This is a genomic window from Pedococcus sp. P2_E4, from assembly GCF_056403935.1.
In genome coordinates this window covers 22,745-38,750 of record NZ_JBFUEO010000032.1, presented here as the reverse complement: position 1 = coordinate 38,750, position 16,006 = coordinate 22,745, and the positions used below count along the sequence as shown (strand labels likewise).

Annotated in this window: 14 protein-coding genes and 1 tRNA gene; 8 read left to right on the top strand and 7 right to left on the bottom strand. The window is 72.0% G+C overall.

Features of this window, described 5'->3' with window-relative positions; translation table 11 throughout:
- Together AC1DV7_RS14195 and AC1DV7_RS14190 are read right to left on the bottom strand one after the other, a co-directional pair.
- Positions 1–1,131: HAMP domain-containing sensor histidine kinase (locus tag AC1DV7_RS14195; protein ID WP_477597780.1), on the bottom strand; the 1,131-nt coding region annotated here is incomplete at its 3' end.
- A complete protein-coding gene (locus AC1DV7_RS14190) occupies positions 1,128–1,844 on the bottom strand; it encodes a response regulator transcription factor (RefSeq protein ID WP_477597779.1) in 717 nt (238 codons plus the stop codon). The genes AC1DV7_RS14195 and AC1DV7_RS14190, both read right to left, overlap by 4 nt.
- A 118-nt stretch (positions 1,845–1,962) precedes the next feature.
- Between AC1DV7_RS14190 and AC1DV7_RS14185 the strand changes: the two genes are divergently transcribed.
- Together AC1DV7_RS14185 and AC1DV7_RS14180 are read left to right on the top strand one after the other, a co-directional pair.
- Positions 1,963–2,898 carry a 4-(cytidine 5'-diphospho)-2-C-methyl-D-erythritol kinase gene (locus AC1DV7_RS14185; protein ID WP_477597778.1) on the top strand — a complete coding sequence of 312 codons (936 nt, stop codon included), beginning with the start codon at positions 1,963–1,965 and terminating at the stop codon, positions 2,896–2,898.
- A gap of 9 nt (positions 2,899–2,907) precedes the next feature.
- A complete protein-coding gene (locus AC1DV7_RS14180) occupies positions 2,908–4,764 on the top strand; it encodes an ABC-F family ATP-binding cassette domain-containing protein (protein WP_477597777.1) in 1,857 nt (618 codons plus the stop codon).
- A 19-nt stretch (positions 4,765–4,783) separates the two neighbouring features.
- Here AC1DV7_RS14180 and AC1DV7_RS14175 read toward each other — a convergent pair whose 3' ends face one another.
- The gene (locus tag AC1DV7_RS14175; protein ID WP_477597776.1) at positions 4,784–5,308 is read right to left on the bottom strand and encodes a MarR family winged helix-turn-helix transcriptional regulator; all 525 of its coding nucleotides are present in this window, start codon (positions 5,306–5,308) and stop codon (positions 4,784–4,786) included.
- A gap of 63 nt (positions 5,309–5,371) precedes the next feature.
- Between AC1DV7_RS14175 and AC1DV7_RS14170 the strand changes: the two genes are divergently transcribed.
- Positions 5,372–6,181, top strand: coding sequence for a methyltransferase domain-containing protein (locus tag AC1DV7_RS14170; RefSeq protein WP_477597775.1), 810 nt, complete (start codon positions 5,372–5,374; stop codon positions 6,179–6,181).
- Between the two features lie 18 nt (positions 6,182–6,199).
- Here AC1DV7_RS14170 and AC1DV7_RS14165 read toward each other — a convergent pair whose 3' ends face one another.
- The 3 genes from AC1DV7_RS14165 to AC1DV7_RS14155 all read right to left on the bottom strand — a co-directional run bounded on the left by AC1DV7_RS14165 (position 6,200) and on the right by AC1DV7_RS14155 (position 8,572).
- Positions 6,200–6,853 (bottom strand): O-methyltransferase, encoded by a 654-nt coding sequence (locus tag AC1DV7_RS14165; protein ID WP_477597774.1) that lies wholly within the window; start codon positions 6,851–6,853, stop codon positions 6,200–6,202.
- An 18-nt stretch (positions 6,854–6,871) separates the two neighbouring features.
- Complete coding sequence (locus AC1DV7_RS14160; RefSeq protein WP_477597784.1) at positions 6,872–7,471, bottom strand: TetR/AcrR family transcriptional regulator; 600 nt, start codon at positions 7,469–7,471, stop codon at positions 6,872–6,874.
- A 135-nt stretch (positions 7,472–7,606) separates the two neighbouring features.
- Positions 7,607–8,572, bottom strand: coding sequence for an acyl-CoA desaturase (locus AC1DV7_RS14155; protein WP_477597773.1), 966 nt, complete (start codon positions 8,570–8,572; stop codon positions 7,607–7,609).
- Between the two features lie 172 nt (positions 8,573–8,744).
- Between AC1DV7_RS14155 and AC1DV7_RS14150 the strand changes: the two genes are divergently transcribed.
- Both AC1DV7_RS14150 and AC1DV7_RS14145 read left to right on the top strand, forming a co-directional pair.
- Positions 8,745–8,826: transfer RNA gene (locus AC1DV7_RS14150), tRNA-Gln, on the top strand.
- Between the two features lie 169 nt (positions 8,827–8,995).
- Positions 8,996–9,259 carry a PspC domain-containing protein gene (locus AC1DV7_RS14145; protein WP_477597772.1) on the top strand — a complete coding sequence of 88 codons (264 nt, stop codon included), beginning with the start codon at positions 8,996–8,998 and terminating at the stop codon, positions 9,257–9,259.
- A 105-nt stretch (positions 9,260–9,364) separates the two neighbouring features.
- On the opposite strand, the gene AC1DV7_RS14140 is transcribed toward AC1DV7_RS14145, so the two are convergent.
- The gene (locus tag AC1DV7_RS14140) at positions 9,365–9,970 is read right to left on the bottom strand and encodes a hypothetical protein (RefSeq protein ID WP_477597771.1); all 606 of its coding nucleotides are present in this window, start codon (positions 9,968–9,970) and stop codon (positions 9,365–9,367) included.
- 179 nt (positions 9,971–10,149) lie between these two features.
- On the opposite strand from AC1DV7_RS14140, the gene AC1DV7_RS14135 reads away from it, so the two are divergent.
- From AC1DV7_RS14135 to glmU, 3 genes are all read left to right on the top strand, one after another.
- Positions 10,150–11,265 (top strand): DNA glycosylase AlkZ-like family protein, encoded by a 1,116-nt coding sequence (locus AC1DV7_RS14135; RefSeq protein WP_477597770.1) that lies wholly within the window; start codon positions 10,150–10,152, stop codon positions 11,263–11,265.
- A 203-nt stretch (positions 11,266–11,468) separates the two neighbouring features.
- Complete coding sequence (locus tag AC1DV7_RS14130) at positions 11,469–14,396, top strand: LamG-like jellyroll fold domain-containing protein (RefSeq protein WP_477597769.1); 2,928 nt, start codon at positions 11,469–11,471, stop codon at positions 14,394–14,396.
- A 128-nt stretch (positions 14,397–14,524) separates the two neighbouring features.
- Positions 14,525–16,006, top strand: a complete 1,482-nt coding sequence (gene glmU / locus AC1DV7_RS14125) for a bifunctional UDP-N-acetylglucosamine diphosphorylase/glucosamine-1-phosphate N-acetyltransferase GlmU (protein ID WP_477597768.1) — start codon at positions 14,525–14,527, stop codon at positions 16,004–16,006.

The window sequence follows — 16,006 nt, the reverse complement described above, 5'->3', positions numbered from 1 at the left end:
GGCCACGATGCCGGGGCCGCGCCGCGGGGCGTCGGGCCACCAGGCAGCCAGCCCGTCGCGCGGCGGGGTGACCGGGGGGTTCGGGGCCGGGGCCGGCGGGGTCAGGGTGCTCATGACGGGCTCCTTCGTCGTGATCGGACGGGTCGCGTCCGCGGGCAGGGACACCTCGATGCGGCATCCGTGTTCGCTGTCGGCGACGGCGATGCTGCCGCCGTGCAGCTGGGCCACCCACCGCGAGATGGCCAGGCCGAGCCCGGTGCCGCTGGTGTGCGCCGCGCTGGTGGTGAACCGCTCGAAGACGGCTCGCCGTTCGGCCAGGGCGATCCCGGGGCCGTCGTCCGCGACGGCGAGGCGGACCTCGTGGCCGAGGGAGGACGCCGTCACGCGCACCTCGCCGTCGGAGGGGCTGTGCTTGGCCGCGTTGTCGAGCAGGTTGGCGAGCAGCTGGTGCAGGCGATCCGGGTCGGCCGGCACGGTGAGGCTGTGGGGCGAGACGGTCACGGCATACCGGAGACCGTCGACACGCGCCTGCGCCACAGCCTCGTCGAGGATCTCGGCCAGGTGGATTTCCTTGAGCCGCAGGGGAGTCACACCCTCCTCGACCCGGGACAGGTCGAGCAGGTCACCGACGAGCCGACCCAGCCGCTCGGTCTGCGCGAGGGCCGACTGCAGCTGGTCCGGGCCGGGGTGCGAGACGCCGTCGACGAGGTTCTCGAGCACGGCCTGGAGGGCCGAGATCGGCGTGCGCAGCTCGTGCGACACGTTCGCCACGAGGTCGCGCCGGTGCCGGTCGACCGTCTCGAGCGTCGCCGCCATCCGGTTGAACGCGGCGGCCAGCTCACCCACCTCGTCGTTCGAGGAGGCGCGCACCCGCTGGGAGTAGTCGCCCTGCGCCATCCGCTGGGCGGCCAGCGTCATCTCCCGCAGGGGCGAGGTCATCCCGCGGGCGAGCAGCTGCGTGACGCCCAGGGCGACGCCCACCGCCACCGGCACGGTCGCCCAGGGCGAGAGGCCTGCGCGGGTGGCGAGGACCGCCAGCAACGAGGCCACCCCGATGGTGACCGCGACGAGCAGGCCCAGCTTGGTCTTGATCGACCGCACCGAGTCCAGCGGACGCCAGTCGTACCTCATCTGCCCGGCTCCAGCGCGTAGCCGACGCCGTGCACGGTGCGCAGCAGGTGGGACCCGAGCTTGCGGCGCAGCGAGCGCACGTGGCTGTCGACCGTGCGGGTGCCGGAGGCGTCGGCCCAGCCCCACACCTCGGCGAGCAGCGTCTCGCGCGTGAGCACCGTGCCGGGACGTGCGGCCAGGCAGGCCAGCAGGTCGAACTCGGTCGGCGTCAGGTGGACCTCGTCCTGCTGGGTCCACACCCGGCGCTGGTCGCCGTCGATCCGCAACCCGTTGATCGTGACGTCCGCCGTGGAGCCGGCCGGGCCACCGGCGCCGCCCGGGCCGCCCGCGCCGCTCGCGGCACGCTCGACCCGTCGCAGCAGCGCGCGGATCCGGGCCACGAGCTCGCGCATCGAGAACGGCTTGGTCATGTAGTCGTCGGCCCCGATCCCGAGTCCCACCAACAGGTCGGTCTCGTCGTCACGGGCGGTGAGCATGAGCACGGGCACCGGTCGTGTGGCCTGGAGCCGACGGCATACCTCATGGCCGTCCAGGCCCGGGAGCATCACGTCCAGCACGACGAGCTCGGGGTCCCACGCCGCGGCACGGTCGAGTGCGACGAGGCCGTCGTGCACCTGCTCGACGGCGAAGCCCTCCGCGACGAGGCGGGCGGCGATCGCGTCGGCGATCGTCCGCTCGTCCTCGACGACCAGGATCCTGGGCTGGTTGCTCACCCTTCGAGGGTAGGAGAGTCCCTGCGCGGGAGTGGCGAGGATCGTGTGAAGGTTGTGTGCAGATGTGGCCACGGTCGCCGGTCCGCACAGCCGCCCGACCCCCGTTAGGGTTGCGGCCATGACCTCTGCCGCCTTCACACCGTCGTCGACGACGGTGCGGGTCCCGGCCAAGGTCAACCTCGAGCTGCTGGTGGGGGCGCCTCGACCCGACGGCTACCACCCGCTGTCGACGATCTTCCACGCGGTGAGCCTGTTCGACGAGGTGACCGTGACGCCGGCACCCGAGTGGGGCATCAGCGTGAGCGGCCCGCAGGCGCTGGGGGTGCCGACCGACGGCAGCAACCTCGCGACCAAGGCGGCCCAGGCCATTGCCGAGGTGGGGCGCGTCGACGAGCGCGTCCACATCACGATCCGCAAGGACATCCCCGTGGCAGGCGGCATGGCGGGCGGCTCGGCCGATGCGGCCGCCACCCTCGTCGCCTGCGACGCGCTGTGGGGCCTCGCCATGTCGCGCACCGACCTCCAGGAGATCGCCGCGGTCCTCGGCAGCGACGTGCCGTTCCTCCTCGGGGGCGGCACCTCCATGGGTTCGGGGCGGGGCGAGGTCCTGGCGCCGGTGCTCGCCCGGGGCAGCTACCACTGGGTGTTCGCGCTCAGCGAGGGTGGCCTCTCGACGCCTGCCGTGTATGCCGAGTGCGACCGGCTGCGGGGCACGCGCCCGGTTCCCGACCCCTCACCGAGCGCGGAGATGATGACCGCGCTGCGGTCCGGCGACGCACGGGCCCTCGGGGCTGCCCTCACCAACGACCTGCAGGCCGCGGCGATCTCGCTCATGCCGGCCCTCGGGGACGTCCTCGACGCGGGTCTGGAGTTCGGCGCGCTCGGGGGGATCGTCTCCGGGTCGGGCCCGACGGTGGCGTTCCTCGCCGAGGACAATGAGGCGGCCATCGACCTCGCCGTCTCGCTCACCGCGTCGGGAGCCGTGCAGGACGTCCGGCGAGCCACCGGCCCCGCCCACGGGGCGCACGTCGTCAGCAGCGCCAGGGCGGGTTAGCCGACTCCGATGGTCAATCTCATCTCCGTCGAGCGCGCGTCACTCGCGCTTGGCACCGCACAGGTGCTCGACGCGATCTCCCTCGGGGTGCTCGGGGGCGACCGCATCGGCGTCGTGGGCCGCAACGGTGGTGGCAAGACGACCCTGCTGCGGGTCCTCGCCGGCCTGCGGGACGTGGACTCCGGCCGCGTGACGCGGTCGGGGCTGTCCAGCGTCGGGGTGCTCGCCCAGGAGGACGTGCTCGACCCTGCGGCGACCGTGCACGAGGTCGTGCTCGGCGACCTCCCTGAGCACGTCTGGGCGGGCGACCCGCGGATCCGCGACGTCCTCACCGGCCTGCTCGGCGGCATCGGCGCCGAGGCCGTCGGCGGGCTCGACGCCACGATCGGCCCGCTGTCCGGCGGCGAGCGCCGTCGCCTCGCGCTGGCGCGGCTGCTGGTGCAGGACCCGACGGTGCTGTTCCTCGACGAGCCCACCAACCACCTCGACGTCGAGGGCGTGGCCTGGCTGGCCGAGCACCTGGTGCGCCACCGCGCCCGCCCCGACAACGCGGTGGTCGCGATCACCCACGACCGCTGGTTCCTGGACGCCATCGCCACGGCGACGTGGGAGGTCGTCGACGGCCAGGTGAACGCCTTCGAAGGTGGCTACGCGGCATACGTCCTCGCCAAGGCTGAGCGCGAGCGGATGGCGGCGGTGACCGCCGAACGGCGCGACAACCTGCTGCGCAAGGAGCTGGCCTGGCTGCGGCGGGGTCCACCCGCCCGCACCTCGAAGCCCAAGTTCCGCATCGACGCAGCCAACGCCCTCATCGCCGACGAGCCGCCTCCGCGCGACGACGTCGAGCTCGTGGGGTTCGCCACCAGCCGGCTCGGCAAGGACGTCGTCGACCTGCTCGACGCCTCGGTGTCGCTGGGCGACCGGCTGCTGCTCGACCGGATCACCTGGCACCTCGCGCCCGGCGACCGGATCGGTGTCGTCGGTGTCAACGGTGCCGGCAAGTCGACTCTCCTGCGTGCCGTCGCGGGCCTCGTGCCCCTGTCGTCGGGCAAGCGCAAGGAGGGGGTGACGGTCCGCCTCGCCTACCTCACGCAGGAGGTGCGTGAGCTGGAACGGTATGCCGACTGGCGCGTCATCGAGGCGATCGAGGACGTCCGCAAGTACATCCGGTTGGGGCGCAAGGAGATCAGCGCGTCGCAGCTGGCGCAGCGGTTGGGGTTCACCGGCGGTCGCCAGCAGACCCGCGTGTCGGACCTGTCCGGTGGCGAGCGGCGACGGCTGCAGCTGACCCGGTTGCTGATGGACGAGCCCAACGTCCTGCTGCTCGACGAGCCGACGAACGACCTCGACATCGAGACGCTGACCTCGCTCGAGGACGTGCTCGACGGCTGGGCCGGGACGCTGCTCGTGGTGTCGCACGACCGGTACCTGCTGGAGCGGGTGTGCGACCGCCAGGTGGCGCTGCTCGGCGACGGTCGGGTGCGCGAGCTGCCCGGTGGGGTCGAGCAGTACCTCGAGCTGCGCCACGCGCAGGCGCCGGCTCTGGCGGCGGCGCGGCCTGCCCCGGCCACGGTGGCCGGTGGGGCCCCGGCTGGTGATGGGGCTGGTGGCGCTGGGGCAGGGGACGGTGCTGGTGCGGCCACGGCCTCGCCCGCGGAGCTGCGGGAGGCGCGCAAGGACATGGCGCGCGTCGAGAAGCAGCTCGCCCGCCTCGCGGCCAAGGAGGAGCGGATCCACACCGCCATGGCCGAGTCGGCCACCGACCACGCGAAAGTGCTCGAGCTCAACGGCCAGCTCCGGCAGATCGTCGACGAGCGCGAGACGCTCGAGCTCGCGTGGCTGGCCGCCGCCGAGATCGTCGGCTGACGGCAGCGGTCGGCGCGCGTCAGGCCTCGAAGGGCGAGAGCAGCTGGCGCAGTGTGGCGGCCAGGTGGTCGCGGTCCTCGCCATCGAGCTCGGCCAGCAGGGTGCGCTCGCGGTCGAGCAGGTCGGCCATCGCGGCGTCGACGGTCTCGGCGCCGTCCGGGGTGAGCCGGACGATCACGCCGCGACGGTCGCTGGGGCTGGGGCTGCGCTCGACGAGCCCGCGCCGCTCGAGCCGGTCGACGCGGTTGGTCATCGTGCCGCTGGTCACCAGGGTCTGCCGGATCAGCTGCCCGGGGGAGAGCTCGTACGGCGCCCCGGCACGACGCAGCGCCGACAGCACGTCGAACTCCCACCCCTCGAGCTGGTGGCTGGCGAAGGCACGCGTGCGGTCGAGGTCGAGGCGCCGGGCCAGCCGCGACACCCGCGAGAAGACGTGCAGCGGGGCGACGTCGAGGTCGGGTCGCTCGCGGCGCCAGGCGTCGACGATGTGGTCGACGTCGTCGCCGGCACCCGATCGGGGCGTGTCGAGCCCTTGCGCACTCATGGCGGCGAGTGTACCTTCCATCAAGTATCTTGATATCAAGATAACTGGACCTCAGGAGACGCGATGAGCACCACGTGGGACCCGCAGCAGTACGCCAAGTTCTCCGATCACCGGTCGCGCCCGTTCGGCGACCTGATGGCGAGGGTCGGCGCGGCGGACCCGCGACTCGTCGTGGACCTCGGCTGCGGCAACGGGCCGCTCACGCTGTCGCTGGCCGAGCGGTGGCCCGGCGCGCGAGTCGTCGGCGTCGACCACTCCCCGCAGATGCTCGACGCGGCGCGCTCGCTCGACACAGACGAGCGGGTCGAGTGGGTCGAGGCCGACGTTGCCGACTGGGACCTCGCTTCGCTCGACGCACCTCCAGACGTCATCGTCACGAACGCCACCCTCCAGTGGGTGCCCGGCCACGACCGGCTCCTGCGCGAGTGGGCCGGAGCGCTGGCGCCCGGTGGCTGGCTGGCCCTGCAGGTCCCCGGAAACCTCGACGCCCCCTCCCATGCCCTGATGCGCGCCGTGGCGGCCGACCACCCCGCCGCCGACCGGCTCGCCCCCGCCCTCGACCGCCTCGCCGTCGCCAGACCGGCGGAGTACGTCGAGCTCCTCGCTGCTGCGGGGCTGGAGGTCGACGCCTGGGAGACGACGTACCAGCACGTCCTCGATCCCGACGGCCGGCAGGCCAACCCGGTGCTCGAGTGGGTGCGGGGGACCGGCCTGCGTCCGGTGCTCGAGGCCCTGCCGGACGAGGCCGGGCGCGACGCCTTCCTGGCGGACTACGACGCTCGGCTGCGCACGGCATACCCACGCACGTCGGTGGGGGTCATCTTCGCGTTCCGGCGCATCTTCGCAGTGGGGCACCGCGCCGACCGGGCCTGAGCGGCGGGCGCCCGAGCGTCACAGCCGGCGCGCGATGGTGAGCCCGTCGAAGGCGGTGAGGACCGCGACCTCGACGCGGTCGTCTGCGGCGACGTGGTCGTTGAAGGCCTGCAGCGCGGCGAGGTTCGCGTCGTCGCCGGCGTCCTCGATGATCTCGCCGCTCCACAGCACGTTGTCGGCCAGCAGCAGGCCGCCGGGACGCACGCGGGGGACGAGCTCGTCCCAGTAGCCGATGTAGCCGCCCTTGTCGGCGTCGATGAAGACCAGGTCGATGGTGGCCTCGTCCGGCAGGGCCCGGAGGGTCTCGAGCGCCGGCGCGATCCGCAGGTCGATCCGGTCGTCCACCCCCGCGGCCGCCCAGGCGTCACGACCGATCGCCGTCCACTCCTCGCTGATGTCGCAGCACACGAGGCGGCCGCCGTCGGCCAGCCCTCGGGCGATGCACAGGCTCGAGTAGCCGGTGAAGGTCCCCACCTCCACCGCGGACCGCGCCCCGACCAGCCGCGTGAGCAGGGTGAGCAGCTGGCCCTGGTCGTCGGCGATCTGCATGCCGGACGGGCCACCGAGTGCTCGCGTCCTCGTCTGCAGGTCGCGGACCGCCGCGTCGGCGGGCCAGGAGCTGTGGGCGGCGGCGTAGTCGCGGATGGCGTCGGTGACCAGGAAGGAGCGCACGCCGTCAGGCTAGACCCGCTAGCGCCCGGAGATCAGCCTCGGTTTGTTCTCGAGCCCAGCCAGGCCGTTCCAGGCGAGGTTGACCAGATGGGCGGCGACGTCGGCCTTCTTCATCTTGCGTGAGTCGAGCCACCACTGGCCCGTCAGGGCGACCATGCCGACGAGCATCTGCGCATAGAGCGGCGCGGTCTTGGGGTCGAGCCGCCGACGCTTGAACTCGGCCGCGAGGATGTGCTCGACCTGGCTCGCCACGTCAGAGATGAGGCTGGCGAACGACCCCGTGGACTGACCGGCCGGACTGTCGCGCACGAGGATGCGGAAGCCGTCGGTGTTGGACTCGATGTAGTCCAGGAGCGCCCCCGCGGCGCGCTCCAGCGTCTCGCGGCTGCCGTGCTCGGCGCTCAGCGCACCGGTGATGCCCCCGAGCAGCGCGGCGATCTCGCGGTCGACCACGACGGCATACAGGCCCTCCTTGCCGCCGAAGTGCTCGTAGACGACCGGTTTGGACACACTCGCCTTGGCTGCGATCTCCTCGACCGTCGTGCCCTCGAAACCCTTGTCGGCAAACAGCTTTCGCCCAACCTCGATGAGCTGCTCGCGGCGTTGCTTGCCGGTCATGCGGGAGCGGGAGCTCGGGGTCGAGGTCTTGTCGTGGGCGTCGGTCACGCGTTCCATCATGCCTGCTGGGTCGCGTCTGGCAGGCGACGGCCAGTGCTGGATGTGCCGGGGCTCACCTCGCGCGCTCGCCCGCGGTCAGGTGGCGAGCCGGCGCGCGTCGATCCGCTTGCTCGTCGGCCAGCGCACGTCGTGGGCCCAGCCGAGCCTCTCCAGCGCCCAGATGATGCGGGCGCTCGAGTCGACCTGACCCTTCTCGACGCCGTGGCGGGCACAGGTCGGGTCGGCGTGGTGCAGGTTGTGCCACGACTCGCCCATCGAGAGGACGGCCAGCCACCACACGTTGCCGGAACGGTCGCGGCTCCTGAACGGGCGCTCGCCCATCGCGTGGCAGATCGAGTTGATCGACCAGGTCACGTGGTGCAGCAGCGAGACGCGCACGAGCGATGCCCAGAAGAAGGCGGTGAGGGCGCCGGTCCAGCTCATCGACCAGATGCCGCCGACGATCGCAGGGGTGAGCATCGAGGCAGCGACGAGCAGCGGGAAGGCCTTGTCGACGCGCTGGATGTCCCTGTCCGACAACAGGTCTGGCGCGTACTTGGTGCGCGGGGTCTGCTCCACGTCGAAGAGCCATCCGGTGTGGGCCCACCAGAGTCCCTTGATGAGCGCGGGCACGGTCTCGCCGTAGCGCCACGGGCTGTGGGGGTCGCCCTCGCGGTCGGAGAACGCATGGTGGCGGCGGTGGTCGGCAACCCACCGGACGACCGGGCCCTGGATCGCCAGCGACCCTGCCACGGCCAGGGCGACCTTGAGGCCGCGCCTCGCCTTGAACGAGCCATGGGTGAAGTACCGGTGGAAGCCGACCGTGATGCCGTGGCCGGAGACCGCGTACATCACCAGGGCGATCACGACGTCGCGCCACCCGAGGCCCCACCCCCAGGCGACCGGGACGGCCGCGAGCAGGGCCAGGAAGGGGATGGCGATGAACAGGGCGAGGGTGACCTGCTCGCCGGTGCGCTTGCGCTCGGGGGCCACGTCCTCGGGGGCACCGGCCTCCGTCGTGGTCGGCTCTGCGGTGCGGGAAGTGGGGGCCGCTGTGGACATGGGCGGGACCTTCCGTGTGCTGTCGGCGCCTCGCTGCGCCTCAACTTACGCAACCGTAACCTACGTTCCCGTAGGTGTCACGGGTTGACGCCGCACGTGGCGTGCACGGCGTGCCGCCCCGCTTGGCTACCCTTGGCGGGTCCCCGTCGTGGCGTGTGCCGCGTACGGGCGTTCCCCGGTTGGTCTGCTGGTAGGGCCCGCCTGACTTTGAATCAGGACAAGCGACGTAGGTTCGATTCCTACCCGGGGAGCCAGCTGGGCGGAGCGACCCCCGACCTCGCCCCCGAGGGCGCCCCTGAGGGGGGCCGGGGGAGACCGGGGGCCGGTCAGGGCTGAGCCGGATGGTCGCGTCGGCACCTCGAGCCGCACCGTGGAGGTGTCAGGGAAGGACCCTGGCGCCGACCCGAAGGAAGTGCTCCACCCATGAACGATCTCCACCAGAGCTTTGCCCAGCAGGGCCTCGTCCGACCGCGGGACGAGCGCGTCCTGGGTGGCGTCGTTGCCGGGCTCGGTCGCCGCTTCGGCATCGCTCCCTGGCCTGCCCGCCTCCTCTTCGTCCTGGTCCTCATGGTCGTCCCCGGCAGCCAGATCCTCGTCTACCCCCTGCTGTGGATCCTGATGCCGTCCGAGGAGAAGGCTGCCGTGCAGTCCACCGGCCCGGCGTTCACGCCCAGCGCGGCCATCTGAACGTCCAGCCCGGGCGGCACGTCCCGCAGCCCCGGACAGGACCCACCCGTGGGGCGGGTCCTGTCCGGGGGCGGAGCCGAGGTGCGGGTGTGCCGCGTGGGGTCGTCAGCCCCGCGGGCCACCACCGGTGTTGGTGGTGATGGTCTTGAGGTCCTTGCTCACCTCGAGCATGACGTTGGCGCCGGCCTTGGTGCCGAGGACGTCGTACGAGCCGTCGGGGTCCTTGCGGACCGAGGTGACGGTGACGGTGGAGTCCTTGGCCTTGACGGCGGCCGTGACCGTGGTGAGCTCGGTGCCGGTGACCGGGGTGTCGTTGCTGCCGCCCCCGCCGCCGGGGCCGTGGCCGCCACGTCCACCGCCGGTGTTGGTGGTGATGGTCTTGAGGTCCTTGCTCACCTCGAGCATGACGTTGGCGCCGGCCTTGGTGCCGAAGACGTCGTACGAGCCGTCGGGGTCCTTGCGGACCGAGGTGACGGTGACGGTGGAGTCCTTGGCCTTGACGGCGGCCTTCACGTTGCTCAGATCGGTACCGGTGACAGGAGTGTCGTTGTTCGGGTTGGCCGAGCCGTCCGGACCGCTCGACGCGCCCGGGTAGCTGGAGGCGGCCGACGGGGCGGACGTCGCCGCGTTGGACAGGGCGGCGCCGGTCGCGACGAGCCCCACCGCCGCGACGACGGCGCAGGCGCCGGTGATGATCTTGTTGTTGGCCATGATGGCTCCTTGGTGTCGGTGTGCCGGCGCAGTGGCCGACCGGATGGGAAGAGCGTGGTGAGGGCGCCTGTGCCGAACCTGTGGTGACCCTGCGCCCTGCCTACGAGGACGGGTATGCCGCGTGGTCGCCCCGCGCCGCATGGCGTGCCCGAGTCGGTGCCCCCGTCTACGGTCGGGGCATGGTGCACGAGCTCTCGCGTCGGGACGCGCGGCGGATCGCGGTGCGGGCACAGCTGCTCGATGCCCGACGACCCACCGACGTGCTGGAGGTCGTCCGGCACCTGACCTTCCTGCAGGTCGACCTCACGGCCGCCGTCGCGCCGAATGTCGACCTGGTCCTGTGGAGCCGCCTCGGCTCGTCCTACTCGCCCGCCGACGTCGACGACCTGCTCGAGTCGCGGGAGCTCGTCGAGCTCCGCGGCCTGCTGCGGCCGGCCGAGGACATCGCCCTGTTCCGGGCGGAGATGAGGGCGTGGCCGGGTCCGGAGCCACTGCGCGACTGGCAGGAGGACCTCCTCGACTGGGTCGAGGCCAACGGTGCCTGCCGGCTCGACATCCTCGCGCAGCTCGAGTCCGAGGGGCCCCTGCCCGCGCGAGCACTGCCCGACACCTGTGCCGTCCCCTGGCGGTCGTCAGGCTGGACCAACAACAAGAACGTCGTCCGGCTGCTCGACTTCATGGAGCAGCGTGGCGAGGTCGCCGTGTCCTCACGCGAGAGCCGTGAGCGGCAGTGGGACCTGGCCGAGCGCATCTACCCGCGCGACGCCGGCATACCGCTCGACGAGGCGCTGACCCGCCGCGCCGAGCGACGGCTGGCCTCCCTCGGTCTCGCACGGTCCAGGACCGTGGAGTCGCCCGGTGAACCGCTCGACGTGGGCACCGTGGGGCAGGAGGCCGTCATCGACGGCATCAGGGGCACCTGGCGGGTGGACCCCGGACAGCTCGACCGGCTCGGTGAGCCGTGGCGGGGACGCGTGGCCCTGCTGTCACCTCTCGACCGCCTCGTCTTCGACCGCAAGCGGATGACCGAGATCTTCGACTACGACTACCAGCTCGAGATGTACAAACCCGCGGCCAGCCGCCGGTGGGGCTACTTCGCCCTGCCGATCCTGCACGGCGACCGGCTGGTCGGAAAGCTCGACGCCACGGCCGACCAGCGGGCCGGCGTCCTGCGGGTCAATGCCGTCCACGAGGACGTCCCGTTCAGCGCGAGCCTGCGAGGTGCCGTCGACCGCGAGATCGCTGATCTGGCGACGTGGTTGGAACTCGAGCTCGACACGTCCCGGGAGCCATGACCGAGGCCACCCCTGTGGCCGGGAGCCGACTCATTCCGATGGCGTAGGGCCCGCCCACCAACGGCGGGACGGGTTGCCCCGTCAACGGGATGAACTTTGCCTGCTTGAGGAAGAGATTTTGCGAATTCCATTGCTGGGAAAGGAAAAGCGCGACTACGTTGCAGTTCGGACCGCTGACGGTCCGCCTCGCCCGAGGGGGAGCCATGCGAGTCTCGCACCACCGCTCATCGACCCGATCGGCGCGAGTCGCCGTCATCGCAGCGCTCGCCCTCACGGGTACCCTCGCCGCCGGTGTGGCTGACGGCGTCGCTGCCCCGCAGGTCGCAGCCGTCGCCGAGCCCCACGCTGACGACCACGCACTCGAGCACGCCCACACCGACCTCGTGGGCGTCTCCGTGGAAGAGCTGGAGCGACAAGCGGACCCGTCCGTCGGACTTCGCCCGAAGTCGGGCCCGGCGGCACGCCAGGCAGCCACCGCCGTGGCCGCAGGCTCCGAGGTCTCGGGATCCTGGGGGCCCGTGACGCCATCGGCCGTCGTGCCGGTCTTCACGGCGCTGCTGCCGAACGGCAAGGTGCTGATGTGGGACTCGGTCGGCGACAACGCCACGGAGTCCTATCCCGACCAGAGCTTCACCCGGGCAGCCGTGTGGGACCCGGCTACCGGGGTCTCGACGCGTATCGACGTGCAGGGCGCCAACATCTTCTGCGCTGGTTTCGTCCAGCTCGCGGACGGGCGCGTCTTCGTGGCTGGAGGTAACAAGGACCAGAGCCTGAACGGCATCCGCCTCACGCACATCTTCGACTGGCAGACGCTGACCTGGATCCGAGGGCCCGACATGACGGGAGAGCGCTGGTATCCCTCGGTCGCCGCCCTCATGGACGGGCAGGCGCTGATCGCGGCCGGCGGTCCCACGGTCGCGGAGATCCGAGGGGTGGATGGCTCGATCCGGACACTGCCCGGGATCACCGACCCCTCGACGAGGGTCTACCCGTTCATCCAGAGCGGCCAGGACGGACGCGTCCAGCTCTCGGGCACCGCCAACGGCATCCGACGACTCGACTGGAGCGGCTCCGGGGCCATGGAGGCGGCCGTCTCGCGCGACGGCATCGACCGGAGCTACGGCAGCTACGCGACCTATGAGCCCGGCCTGACCCTGGTGTCCGGAGGCGGCTCGACGACGGTGGGCGGCGTGGCCGTTCCGCACAACTCGAACGTCATCGTCGACGCCCGTGGTGGTTCGCTGGTGACGCAGAGTGCGGCCCCGATGGCCAACCGCCGCCGACAGCACAACCTCACGATCCTGGCGGACGGCTCCCTGCTCGCCACGGGCGGGCAGTCCGTGACGGGGGACGGGCTCATCAGCCTCGGCAACGCGGTGTACTCCGCCGAGCGCTACGTCCCGTCCACGAACACCTGGACCACCCTGGCGAGCGCCGCCGTGGTCCGGCAGTACCACTCCATCGCGATGCTCCTGCCGGACGGCAGGGTCCTGACCGGCGGCGGAGGGATCTGCGGGTCGTGCCAGGCGGCGGGATACCTGCGCAAGGACACCGAGGTCTTCACGCCCCCCTACCTGTTCGCCAAGGACGGCAGTGGTGCGCTGGCTCCCCGGCCCGTGATCTCGGCGGCGCCGTCCCAGATCACCATCGACCAGCCGTTCCAGGTCACCTCGCCCGATGCCGCGAGGATCGTCAAGGCCGGTCTCATCCGGCTCGGCGCACCGACCCACTCCGAGGACCAGGGCCAGCGGTACATCCCGCTCTCGTTCACGCGGGCGAACGACGTGCTGACCCTGACGTCGCCCGTGAACCCGGCGGAGGCCCCTCCCGGCTACTACATGTTGTTCCTCATCGACAGTGACGGGGTCCCCGCCGTCGCCCCGATCGTCCCGGTGGTGTCTCCGCAGGCCGGTGGCTACCAGGGTGGCGGAACCAGGTCCGGCAGCCCGGCCGCCGTCGTCTACGGCGGCGTCAACGGCTCGGGCGTCGGCCAGCAGCTCGAGCCCGGTACGTGGCAGGCGTCGCGGGGCAGCCTCGCCTCCGTGGGCAACGACCAGGCGAGCTCGATCGACGTCGCCCGCGGCTGGAGCGCCACGATCTGCACCGACGACGCGATGACCGCCTGCACGACGATGCTGCCCGGTGCCCCGACCTCCCTGCCTGCAGGGTTCGACAACGCGGTCAGCGCCATCCGGATCCGGCCCTTCGACGGCGACTCCGTCGCACCAAGCGTCACGCTGACGTCCCCCTCGGCCGGGGCCACGGTCGCCGGCTCCGTCACGGTGGCTGCCACCGCTGACGACAACACGTCGGTGCAGTCCGTGCAGTTCCTGCTCGACGGCACCAACCTCGGCACGCCCGACACGCTCGCCCCGTTCACCACCGTGTGGAACACCACCTCCTCGGCCAACGGGGCGCACACGCTCAGTGCGGTGGCGCGCGACGCGGCGGGGAACACGACGACGGCCGCCGGTGTCGCCGTGACGGTCCAGAACGCAGCGCCCCCGCCGGCGGGACTCGTGGGGGCATGGGGCTTCAACGCCGCAACCGGCACCTCGGCAGCTGACTCCTCGGGGATGGGGAACACGGGCGTGCTGAACGGCGCCACGTGGACCCCGACTGGGCGCTACGGGGCAGGTCTGCAGTTCGACGGCGTCAACGACCGGGTGGACGTGGCCGGCACGTCGAGCCTGGCGCTGAGCGCCGGGATGACGCTCGAGGCGTGGGTCAATCCCACCGTCACCACGGGCTGGCGGTCCATCCTCGTGAAGGAACGGCCGAAGGGGCGGGCCTACTCCCTCTACGCCAGTGACTCCAGCGGCCGTCCCGGCTCCTACCTGAGGCTCAAGACCGACGTCTCACTCACGGGTCCCAGTGCTCTGCCAGCCGGGGTCTGGAGCCACGTGGCCACGACGTATGACGGGACGACCCACCGCCTGTACGTGAACGGGACGCAGGTGGCGGCCGTGGCCCGGTCCGGGAAGCTGGCGACGTCGGGCCAGCCGCTGAGGATCGGCGGCAACACGGTCTTCAACGAGTGGTTCACCGGCACCCTGGACGAGGTCCGGGTCTACAACCGAGCCCTGAGTGCCGCCGAGCTCGCCACGGACCAGACGACGCCGTTGCCCTGACCGCTCACGACGGACCTTCGTGCCGCTGGGTGCCACCGGGGCCCAGCGGCCGTCGGGGAGCAGTGCGGACCGGCGGGTAGCATGACGCCGTCCCGTCGCACCCGACCAGATCGCTGGAGTCCACGCGCGTGAACACCCCGAACGGCCAGCCGCGCCTCGCGGCCGTCATCGTCCTCGCTGCCGGTGAGGGCACCCGGATGAAGTCCGCGACCCCCAAGGTCCTGCACCGGATCGGGGGTCGCACCCTCGTCGGCCACGCGATCGCTGCGGCCCGCGCCACCAGCCCCGAGCACCTGGCCGTGGTCGTCCGGCACGAGCGTGACCTCGTCGCTGCCCATGTGGCCGAGGTCGACCCGAAGGCCGTCATCGCCGACCAGGACGAGGTCAAGGGCACCGGTCGTGCCACCGAGTGCGCGCTGGAGGCCCTCCCGCCGGGTCTCGAGGGCACCATCCTCGTCACCTACGGCGACGTGCCGCTGCTCGAGGGCGAGACCCTGCACGCGCTGGTCGAGGCGCACGCCGCCAGCCAGAGCGCGGTCACCGTGATCACGGCGCACCTCGACGACCCCACCGGCTACGGCCGCATCCTGCGTGACGCCGACGGTGGCGTCGCGGGCATCGTCGAGCAGAAGGACGCCACCGACGAGCAGCGCGACATCACCGAGATCAACTCCGGCATCTACGCCTTCGACGCGGCGGTCCTCACCGCCGCGCTGGGCGAGGTGGGCACCGACAACGCCCAGGGCGAGAAGTACCTCACCGACGTCCTCGCCATCGCCCGCACCTGGGGCGGCCGGGTCAGTGCCCACGTGGTCGACGACCTCTGGCAGACCGAGGGCGTCAACGACCGCGTCCAGCTCGCTCGGCTGGGCAAGGAGCTCAACCGGCGCACGACCGAGCGCTGGATGCGCGAGGGCGTCACCATCGTCGACCCCGACACGACGTGGATCGACGCCGACGTGACCATCGGTCGCGACACCCTGCTGCTGCCGGGCACCCAGCTCGTCGGAGCGACGACGATCGGGTCGGGGGCCGTCATCGGGCCCGACACGACCCTGACCGACACCGAGGTCGGCGACGGCGCCGAGGTCAAGCGCACCGAGGCCAAGCTGGCCGTGATCGGTGCCGAGGCCAAGGTCGGGCCGTTCTCCTACCTGCGGCCGGGCACCGAGCTGGGCGCCAAGGGCAAGATCGGTGGCTTCGTGGAGACCAAGAACGCCAAGATCGGCCCCGGGGCCAAGGTCCCGCACCTCACGTATGCCGGAGACGCCACGATCGGCGAGGGCGCCAACATCGGGGCGGGCACGATCTTCGCCAACTACGACGGGGTCGCCAAGCACCCGACCGTGATCGGCAAGCACAGCTTCATCGGGTCCGACACGGTGCTCATCGCCCCGGTCACCGTCGCCGATGGCGCCTATGTCGGGGCCGGCTCCGCCGTGACCGCCGACGTCGAGCCGGGGCAGATCGCGGTCGCCCGCGGCCGCCAGCGCAACATCGACGGCTGGGTCGCCCGCGCCCGAGCCGGCACGAAGACCGCCCAGGCGGCCGAGGACGCCGCTCGCACCCGGCATACGGACGACACCACCGAAGGGCAGGCGCAGTCGTGA

Excerpts from the sequence above, each read along its gene's own strand:
- AC1DV7_RS14185 (WP_477597778.1), top strand. The coding sequence starts at position 1,963 with ATGACCTCTGCCGCCTTCACACCGTCGTCGACGACGGTGCGGGTCCCG.
- AC1DV7_RS14180 (WP_477597777.1), top strand. The coding sequence starts at position 2,908 with ATGGTCAATCTCATCTCCGTCGAGCGCGCGTCACTCGCGCTTGGCACC.
- AC1DV7_RS14175 (WP_477597776.1), bottom strand. The coding sequence starts at position 5,308 with ATGAGTGCGCAAGGGCTCGACACGCCCCGATCGGGTGCCGGCGACGAC.
- AC1DV7_RS14170 (WP_477597775.1), top strand. The coding sequence starts at position 5,372 with ATGAGCACCACGTGGGACCCGCAGCAGTACGCCAAGTTCTCCGATCAC.
- AC1DV7_RS14160 (WP_477597784.1), bottom strand. The coding sequence starts at position 7,471 with ATGACCGGCAAGCAACGCCGCGAGCAGCTCATCGAGGTTGGGCGAAAG.
- AC1DV7_RS14155 (WP_477597773.1), bottom strand. The coding sequence starts at position 8,572 with ATGTCCACAGCGGCCCCCACTTCCCGCACCGCAGAGCCGACCACGACG.
- AC1DV7_RS14145 (WP_477597772.1), top strand. The coding sequence starts at position 8,996 with ATGAACGATCTCCACCAGAGCTTTGCCCAGCAGGGCCTCGTCCGACCG.
- AC1DV7_RS14140 (WP_477597771.1), bottom strand. The coding sequence starts at position 9,970 with ATGGCCAACAACAAGATCATCACCGGCGCCTGCGCCGTCGTCGCGGCG.
- AC1DV7_RS14135 (WP_477597770.1), top strand. The coding sequence starts at position 10,150 with ATGGTGCACGAGCTCTCGCGTCGGGACGCGCGGCGGATCGCGGTGCGG.
- AC1DV7_RS14130 (WP_477597769.1), top strand. The coding sequence starts at position 11,469 with ATGCGAGTCTCGCACCACCGCTCATCGACCCGATCGGCGCGAGTCGCC.